At 70.4% G+C, this 8,892-nt stretch carries 5 protein-coding genes; 2 read left to right on the top strand and 3 right to left on the bottom strand.

Annotated elements, in window-relative coordinates; translation table 11 throughout:
• Nucleotides 1-539, top strand: a 539-nt coding sequence (locus H0523_RS30790; protein ID WP_180180273.1) for an anti-sigma factor family protein, incomplete at its 5' end; no start/stop codon positions are given.
• A 371-nt stretch (nt 540-910) separates the two neighbouring features.
• Here H0523_RS30790 and H0523_RS30785 read toward each other — a convergent pair.
• Genes H0523_RS30785 through atzF form a run of 3 tightly spaced genes read right to left on the bottom strand, consistent with a single transcriptional unit; the run spans nt 911 to nt 7,124 of the window.
• Nucleotides 911-1,648: a GntR family transcriptional regulator gene (locus H0523_RS30785; protein ID WP_369817046.1), complete on the bottom strand. Its 738-nt coding sequence runs from the start codon at nt 1,646-1,648 to the stop codon at nt 911-913.
• Entirely contained in the window at nt 1,633-5,268 is a 3,636-nt protein-coding gene (gene uca, locus H0523_RS30780; protein ID WP_054428608.1) for an urea carboxylase, read from the bottom strand. The genes H0523_RS30785 and uca overlap by 16 nt, the downstream gene beginning before the upstream one ends.
• Nucleotides 5,269-5,294: 26 nt before the next feature.
• Nucleotides 5,295-7,124: an allophanate hydrolase gene (gene atzF / locus H0523_RS30775; RefSeq protein ID WP_054460427.1), complete on the bottom strand. Its 1,830-nt coding sequence runs from the start codon at nt 7,122-7,124 to the stop codon at nt 5,295-5,297.
• A 371-nt stretch (nt 7,125-7,495) separates the two neighbouring features.
• Between atzF and urtA the strand changes: the two genes are divergently transcribed.
• Nucleotides 7,496-8,749: an urea ABC transporter substrate-binding protein gene (urtA, locus tag H0523_RS30770; protein ID WP_054428609.1), complete on the top strand. Its 1,254-nt coding sequence runs from the start codon at nt 7,496-7,498 to the stop codon at nt 8,747-8,749.
• The last annotated feature ends 143 nt before the right edge of the window (nt 8,750-8,892 follow it).

Here is an 8,892-nt window from a genome sequence, read left to right as displayed (position 1 = left end):
CCGGCATCGCCATCGCCGCCATCAGCGCCAGCAGCGCCTGGCTGGCGCGCGGCGCCCTGGATGCCCGCCATCTGCAGACCGTCCTGGCCACCGCCGCCCCCGACCGCGCCGCCGGCGGCTACGCCCAGCGCGCCGCCATCGCCCACGCCGTCTACGCCCCCGACATGGGCCGCCCCGTCGAAGTCAGCGGCGACAACGAAAAAGCCCTGGTCACCTGGCTCACCAAGCGCCTCGGCGCCCCCGTGCGCGCCCCGTCCCTGACCCACGCCGGCTACGACCTCGTCGGCGGCCGCCTGCTGCCCGGCGGCAGCGGCCCCGTCGCCCTCTTCATGTACGGCGCCCCCGACGGCCAACGCCTGACCCTCTACGTCACCCGCGAAGCCGCCGGCGGCCAGACCGCCTTCCAATTCACCCAGGAAGGCCCCGTCCGCGTCTTCTACTGGGTCGAAGGCCAATTCGGCTACGCCCTCTCCGGCGCCGTCAGCCGCGACGAACTCCAACGCCTCTCCGAAGAAGTCTACAAACAGCTACAAGGCTGACCCCGGGCGCAGGCGCAAGCGCCCGCGGCGCAGCCACTACGCGCAGCGACCACCGCCCCGACGCCCCACACCGCGTATGCAAAAAAAGGGCCGCCCGCGCGGCCCTTTTTTTGCGGGCCCCGCAAACTCCTCCGCCCCCCCAACGACGCTGAGCAGAACGCCAAGCAACCCGCTCACCCCACCACCCGCCGCATGGAGACGCACGAGCGGCGGGCTGCGGCGGCCGGGTGGGTGCGGGGCGTGTAGATGCGCCCGAGGGAATCTGAAGGGAGCCGCAGGCGGACGAAGATGACGACGGGGCAGTCCGGAGCGAAGGCTCCGGACCGCAATCGTAGCCCCGCACCCACCCGGCCGCCGCAGCCCGCCGCGCCTCAAGAACCCTCCCGAGCCACATGCAACATATGCAGCGTGATCTTCCGAACCTCAGCCTTGCTCATCTCAATATGCCCCCGCAACATCCTCCCCGCCGCCTCCCCCCGCCGAGCCAGCACCGCCCGCAAAATCGCCCCATGCTCCTCATACGTCGCATCCACCCGGAACTCCTTGGTGAAATCCAGCCGCCGCACGATCCGGATCTTCTCCGTCACCTCCCGGTGTATCAGCGCCATCTCCGCATTCCCGGCAGCCGCCACCAGTGAGCAGTGAAAGGCCTCGTCCAGCTCCGCCACCATCCGCCCATCCAGGATGCGCTGCGCCGGCGGCACCAGCCACACATCCGCCAACGCCCCCAGCAGCCCGCGCTCATCCATCTGCTCGCGCGCGCACAGCCGTTCCACCGCCGCCAGCTCCAGCACCACGCGCACGTCGTACAGCGCCTCGAAGCGCTCGAAATCGAACGGCCGCACCTGCCAGCCGCTGCGCGGGCTGGGCAGCACGAAGCCCTCGCGCTCCAGCCGCGCCAGCCCCAGCCGCACGGGCGTGCGGCTCACCGCCAGCCGCAACGCCAGCTCCGCCTCGGTGAAGCGGTCGCCCGGCAGCAGCCGGAAATCGAACAGCTCGTCCTTGATGCGCTGGTAGACCTGGTCCGCCAGCGAGCCCGCCAGCGCCGGCGCCTGCCGCAGCGCCGGGCTGATGCGCACCGGATCGCGCAGGGTCAGGTCACGGGGCACGTGGCGTCCTCGGCCAGCACCAGCAGCGCGTCGCCGGCATTGACCGGCTTGCCCGGCACGCAGCGGATCGCCGTCACCGTGCCCGACACCGGCGCGATCACGGACAGTTCCATCTTCATGGCCTCGACCACCACCAGCGTGTCGCCGGCCGCCACGCTCTGGCCCACCTGCACCGGGATCTTCCAGATGTTGCCGCACATGTCGGCGCTGACCAGGCGCTCGCCCTCGCGCAACGCGGTCTCGGGTTCCGGCGCGGCCTCGGCCTGCGCCACCGCCACATCCTCGTGCTTCCACAGCGCCACCTCGGCGTCGAACGCCGTCTTCTGGCGCGCCTGGAACGCGCCGATGCTGTCGGCCTGCTCGGCCAGGAAGCGCTGGTGCGCGGCGAAGTCGAACACCTCCTCCTCGATCCGCACCGTGGCGCGGCCCTCGCGGAAGTCCTCGCGCAGCGTGTCCAGCTCGGCCTCGCTCACCGGGTAGAAGCGCACCTGGTCGAAGAAGCGCAGCAGCCACGGCTTGCCGTCCTGGAACACCGGGTTCTTCAGGAACTTGTTCCAGATCGGCAGCGTGCGGCCCACCAGCTGGTAGCCGCCGGGCGAATCCATGCCGTAGATGCACATGTAGACGCCGCCGATGCCCACCGTGCCCTCGGCCGTGAAGGTGCGCGCCGGGTTGTACTTGGACGTCAGCAGGCGGTGGCGCGGATCGATCGGCACCGCGCATGGCGCGCCCAGGTAGACGTCGCCCAGGCCCATGATGAGGTAGCTGGCGTCGAACACGATGCGGCGCACGTCCTCGCGGCTGGCCAGGCCGTTGATGCGCTGGATGAAGTCGACATTGTTCGGCAGCCACGGCGCGCTGGCGCGCACGGTTTCCTGGTAGCGCCGCACCGCGCCCAGCGTGGCCGAGTCCTCGAACGCCATGGGCAGGTAGACCACGCGGGTCGGCACTTTCAGCGTCGCCACGTCGGCCAGTTGCGATTCGATCTGCAGCAGGCGGTCGATCAACGCCTGCTGCAGGATCACGCGGCTGTCGTAGCGGATCTGCAGCGAGCGCACGCCCGGCGACAGCTCGCGCACGCCGTCGATCGGCCTCGCCGCCAGCGCCTCCATCAGCAGGTGGATGCGCATGCGCAGCGCCAAGTCGAGCACGTTGTCGCCGTACTCCAGCAGCAGGTAGCCGTCGCCCGCCTGGCGGTACGACACCGACGGGCGCGCGCCCGTGGCCGGCAGCGCGGCGATGATGGTCTCCGAGGCCGTGGCGGGCGGCGCCAACGGCGTGGTGGCCCGCGGCGCCACGGCGCGCAGCTGTTCGACGCTGCGGTCCTGCGCCGCTTCGCGCGCCACCGCCTCGGCATAGTCGATGCGCACGAAGCGGATGCGGTCGCCCGGCTTGACCTGGCCCACCTTCCACAGTTCGGCGCGCGCGATCGTCACCGGGCAGACGAAGCCGCCCAGGCTGGGGCCGTCGCGCGTCAGGATCACCGGGCTGTCGCCGGTGAAGTTGATGCTGCCGATGGCGTATTCGCAGTCATGGATGTTGGACGGATGCAGGCCGGCCTCGCCGCCGTTCTCGCGCGCCCAGGTCGGCTTGGGGCCGGTCAGCCGCACGCCAAGGCGGTTGGAGTTGTAGTGCACCTCCCAGTCGGCGGCGAAGAAGGCCTCGATGGCTTCGGGGCGGAAGAAGTCCGGTGCGCCATGCGGGCCGTACAGCACGCCGATCTCCCAGGCGTTGCCATAGGCGGGGATCAGCTCGGCCGGCGCGGCCTGCGGCGCGTTCACCGGCGGCTCGGCGTTCGCGGCCGGCAGATCGGGGCGCACCACCGGCAGCATGTCGCCGACCCGCAGCGTGCGCCCGGCATGGCCGCCGAACTGGCCCAGCGCGAAGGTCGAACGGCTGCCCAGGTAGACCGGCACGTCCAGCCCGTTGCGCACCGCCAGGTAGGTGCGGCAGCCGGACAGCGCCCGGCCCGTCGCCAGCACCTGGCCCGAGCGCACCGTGACCGGCTGCCACATCGGCACCGGCGCGCCATCCAGCGTGGCGGCGCATTCGGCGCCGGTCAGCGCGACGATGGCGTCGCCATGAAAGCGCAGCGTCGGCCCGACCAGCGTGGCCTCGATGCCGGCGGCGTCGGGCGCGTTGCCGACGATGCGGTTGGCCAGGCGGAAAGCGTAGTCGTCCATCGGCCCCGACGGCGGCACGCCGATGTCCCAATAGCCGGTGCGGCCCGGGTAGTCCTGCACGCTGGTGTAGGTGCCGGCCTCCAGCACCTCGATGGCCGCGGGCCGGTAGGTGAAGCCTTCCAGGAAACGCGTCGACAGCTGCCCGGCGCGAAAGCGCGCGTCGGCCACGATCTGGCGCAGATAGTCCAGGTTGGTGGCGATGCCGTGCAGGCGCGTGTGCGCCAGCGCGTCGGCCAGCTTGTCGAGCGCGGCCTCGCGGGTGTCGGCATGCACGATCAGCTTGGCCAGCATCGGGTCGTAGAACGCCGGCACCTCGGTGCCCGTCTCGACCCAGCCATCGAGCCGCACGCCGGCCGGGAAATGCACCTCGGTCAGCACGCCGGGCGACGGCTGGAACTGGCGCAGCGGGTCCTCGGCGTACAGCCGCACCTCGATCGACGCGCCTTGCGGCGCGCGCGACATCGCGGCCAGGTCCAGCGGCTCGCCCGCCGCCACGCGCAGCATGCATTCGATCAGGTCCAGCCCGGTCACCGCCTCGGTCACCGGGTGCTCCACCTGCAGGCGGGTATTGACCTCCAGGAAGTAGAAGCTGTCGCGCGCCGGATCGTAGATGAATTCGACCGTGCCGGCCGAGCGGTAGGCCACCGATTCGCCCAGCTTGACCGCCGCCGCCAGCAGCGCCGCGCGGGTCGCGGCCGGCAGGTGCGGCGCGGGCGTTTCCTCGATCACCTTCTGGTTGCGCCGCTGCACCGAGCAATCGCGCTCGCCCAGCGCCAGCACGCGGCCGGCGCCGTCGCCGAAGATCTGCACCTCGACGTGGCGGGCGTTGTCCACGTAGCGTTCGATGAAGGCGCCGCCGTCGCGGAAGAAATGCTCGCCCATGCGCTGCACGCTGTCGAACGCCACCGTCAGCTCGGCCTCGTTGTCGCAACGCGACAGGCCGATGCCGCCGCCGCCCGCGGTGCTCTTGAGCATCACCGGATAGCCGATGCGCTCGGCCTGCGTCAGCGCCTCGCCCAGGCTGGCCAGCAGGCCCGTGCCCGGCGTCATCGGCACGCCGGCCTCGGCCGCCAGCTCGCGCGAGCGGTGCTTCAGGCCGAACTCGCGGATCTGCAGCGGCGTCGGGCCGACGAAGGCGATGCCGGCGGCCTCGCAGGCCTCGGCGAATTCGGCGCTTTCCGACAGGAAGCCATAGCCGGGGTAGATGGCCTGGGCGCCATGCTCGCGCGCGGCCGCCAGCAGCAGGTCGGTGCGCAGATAGCTGTCGACGGCCTTCTCGCCGCCCAGCGCCACGGCCACGTCGGCCTCGCGCACATGGGCCGCGTTGCGGTCGGGATCGGAATACACGGCAACGCTGCGGATGCCCAGGCGTTTCAGGGTACGGATGGCGCGGACGGCGATTTCGCCACGGTTGGCGATCAGGACGGTATCGAACACGGTTCGGCTCCCAGGGGCGATTGGCATTAGCGGGGGGTGGCGTTCAGGCTGGCGAGATAGGCGCGCCAGCCGCCGAAGGCGGTGATGTCGCGGGCGCCGGCCAGGCCGCGCGGCTCGCAGATGAAACCCTTGACCTGGCGGCCGTCATGCAGCGTCAGCGTGCCGATGCCCAGCGGCGCGGGGATCTCGGCCACGAAGGCGCCGAACGCCGCCAGCGGGATGTCCCACAGCTCCACCTCGATCGGCGCGCCGCTGTCGGACTTCGCCAGGCCCGGCTTGGGCGGCGTGGTGTTGGCCAGCGCGTAGAGCCGGTAGTCGGCGGCGGTGCGGGTCTTTTCCACCAGCACCGCGCGGCGCGAGGTCAGTTGATGGTTCAGGGGCATGCCGGTCAGGTGCGCGCCCACCACGGCCACGCGCAGCAGTTCCGGGTCGGCGGCGGGCGGCCCCATCGGCGGCAGCGGCTGGCCCGTGGCGCCCAGCGGCAGCCCGCGCTGCGCCTGCCATTGGCGGCCGAAACGCGCCAGCGCGCGGTCCTGCCACGCCATGCCGATCAGCGTGATGCCGGCCGGCAGGCCGTCGCCGCGCATGCCGGCCGGCAGCGCCAGCGCCGACAGGTCGGCCAGGTTGGCGAAGTTGGTGTAGATGCCCAGTTGCGTATTGAGCCGCACCGGGTCGGCCTGCAACTGCGCGATGGTGTAGATCGACGGCGAGGTCGGCACCACCAGCGCGTCGAAGCCTTGCAGCGACTGGTGGATGCGGCGCGTCAGTTCGGCGCGGCGGTATTCGGCCTTGAAGGCGTCGAGCGCGTCGTAGTTGGCCGCGCCCTCGACGATGCCGCGCACCACCGGATGGATGGCCTCGGGCTTGTCGCGCCACAGCGCCTCGACCGCGGCGAAACGCTCGGCCACCCACGGCCCCTGGTACAGCAGCGCCGCCAGCTCGGCATACGGCGCGAAGTCGATGGCCTGGACCTCGGCGCCGCCGGCCTTGAGCGCCTGCACCGCCGCCTCGAACGCGGCGGCGGCCTGGGCGTCGCCGAAGAACTCCAGCCGGTCGGGCACGGCCAGCCGCGGCGTGGCGGGCCAGGGCGCGGCGGCGCCGGCCGGCTGTGCGCGCGAATAGGGATCGCGCTCGTCATAGCCGCCGGCGATGCCGGCCACGCGCTCGGCGTCGTCCACCGTCAACGCGAAGATCGACACGCAGTCCTGCGTGCGGCAGGCCGGCACCACGCCCGCGGTGCTGAGCCAGCCCTTGGTCGGCTTCAGGCCGACGATATTGTTGAAGCCCGCCGGCACCCGGCCCGAGCCCGCCGTATCGGTTCCCAGCGAGAACGCCACCAGTCCGCGCGCCACCACCGAGGCGGACCCCGAGCTGGAGCCGCCGCTGATGTAATCGGGGTTGAAGCTGTTGGCCACCGCGCCGTGCGGCGAGCGGGTGCCGACCAGGCCCGTGGCGAACTGGTCGAGGTTGGTCTTGCCGATCAGGATGGCGCCGGCCGCGCGCAGGCGCCGCACCACGGTCGCGTCTTCGTCCGGCGTGTAGGCGAACGCGGGGCAGGCCGCCGTGGTCGGCCAGCCGGCCGCGTCGATGTTGTCCTTGATGGCGAACGGCACGCCGTACAGCGGCAGGCGGGCGCGGTCGCCGCCGGCGGCGGCCAGCAGCAGGCGCAGGTCGTCGAGCTGGCGCGCCAGCACCGGCGCGTCGACCCGCGTGATCCAGGCGTTGTCGGCGGCGTCGCCCGACGCGGCGGCCAGCGGCCCCAGCAGCGTGTCGGGCGTGGCCCCGTCGTCATAGGCCGACTGCCATTGCGCGATCGTCCAACCGATGGGGCCCTTCTGCGTTGCTACGGCATTCATGCTGGAATCCTCTCTTGTATACAAGTACGGATTCCCAAGCAATACGCGTGCCATGTGCGCCGCGCCCCGTGTCCACGGCCCTGGCGCGCCGCCGCCCGCCGCCGCGCGCACCCACAGCGGGCAGCGCCCGCACCGGTTTTGTGCACGCGGCACCAGATTGAATCGCGCCGCCGCCCTCCCCGCGCCGCCCCTTTTCCCTATCGCTCCATACAGCGCATCGCGCCCGCGATGCGCCTGGCACGCCTTTTGCTTTTGAGTCCTGGTCACGCCCTTGCTTCGGCAGGGCCGCGCGCAGAGGTAGTTGGATGCAGTCCCAGGCTTTGAGACCGTTATTGCCGGCGCCGCCGGCTTCTTCCCATCCAGGAGTCACCATGAAACGCAGACTAGTCCTCAAGCAATTGACCGCCGCGAGCCTATTGGCCATGTCGGGCTGGACGCCGCAACTGTTCGCCGCCGAAGACACCATCAAGGTCGGCATCCTGCATTCGCTGTCCGGCACCATGGCCATCTCGGAGACGTCGCTCAAGGACGTGGCCCTGATGACCATCGACGAGATCAACGCCAACGGCGGCGTGATGGGCAAGAAGCTCGAAGCGGTGGTGGTCGACCCGGCCTCGAACTGGCCGCTGTTCGCCGAGAAGTCGCGCCAGCTGCTGTCGCAGGACAAGGTGGCGGTGGTGTTCGGCTGCTGGACCTCGGTGTCGCGCAAGTCGGTGCTGCCGGTGTTCAAGGAACTGAACGGCCTGCTGTTCTACCCGGTGCAATACGAAGGCGAGGAGCTGGAGAAGAACGTGTTCTACACCGGCGCCGCGCCCAACCAGCAGGCCATTCCCGCCGTGGAATACCTGATGAGCGAAGACGGCGGCGGCGCCAAGCGCTTCGTGCTGCTGGGCACCGACTATGTGTACCCGCGCACCACCAACAAGATCCTTCGCGCCTTCCTGCACTCCAAGGGCGTGAAGGACAGCGACATCGACGAGGTCTACACCCCGTTCGGCCATTCCGACTACCAGACCATCGTCGCCAACATCAAGAAGTTCGCCGCCGGCGGCAAGACCGCCGTCATCTCCACCATCAACGGCGACTCCAACGTGCCGTTCTACAAGGAACTGGGCAACGCCGGCCTGAAGGCCACCGACGTGCCGGTGGTGGCGTTCTCGGTGGGCGAGGAAGAACTGCGCGGCGTCGACGCCAAGCCGCTGGTGGGCCACCTGGCCGCCTGGAACTACTTCGAGTCGATCAAGAACCCGGTCAACGAGGAATTCATCAAGAAGTGGAAGGCCTACGCCAAGGCCAAGAACCTGCCCAACGCCAACACCGTGGTCACCAACGACCCGATGGAAGCCACCTACATCGGCATCCACATGTGGAAGCAGGCGGTCGAGCAGGCCAAGACCACCGACGTCGACAAGGTGATCGCGGCCATGGGCGGCCAGAAGTTCAATTCGCCGAGCGGCTTCTCGATCGAGATGGACAAGACCAACCACCACCTGCACAAGCCGGTCTACATCGGCGAGATCAAGGCGGACGGCCAGTTCAACGTGGTCTGGAAGAGCAAGGGCCCGATCCGCGCGCAACCGTGGAGCCCTTACATCCCGGGCAACGAAAGCAAGCAAGGCCTTTAAACCGGAACCGGAAGCGCAGCCATGCTGAATGCGGTCATCGCGAAATTCCTGCGTCACCTCCTGCTTGCATGGCTGCTGGCCGCGCCGGCGCTGGCCGCCCACGCGGCCGCGCCGGGCGTGGACCCGGCGCTGCTGGCGCCGCT

This window comes from Achromobacter insuavis, from assembly GCF_902859645.1.
Taxonomy (GTDB): domain Bacteria; phylum Pseudomonadota; class Gammaproteobacteria; order Burkholderiales; family Burkholderiaceae_B; genus Achromobacter; species Achromobacter insuavis.
The sequence above is the reverse complement of the archived record's forward strand: the minus strand, read 5'-3'. Positions and strand labels throughout refer to the sequence as shown.

What these genes read in the sequence shown, in the direction of transcription:
- atzF (WP_054460427.1), bottom strand. Translation starts at nt 7,124, where the DNA reads ATGAATGCCGTAGCAACGCAGAAGGGCCCCATCGGTTGGACGATCGCG.
- urtA (WP_054428609.1), top strand. Translation starts at nt 7,496, where the DNA reads ATGAAACGCAGACTAGTCCTCAAGCAATTGACCGCCGCGAGCCTATTG.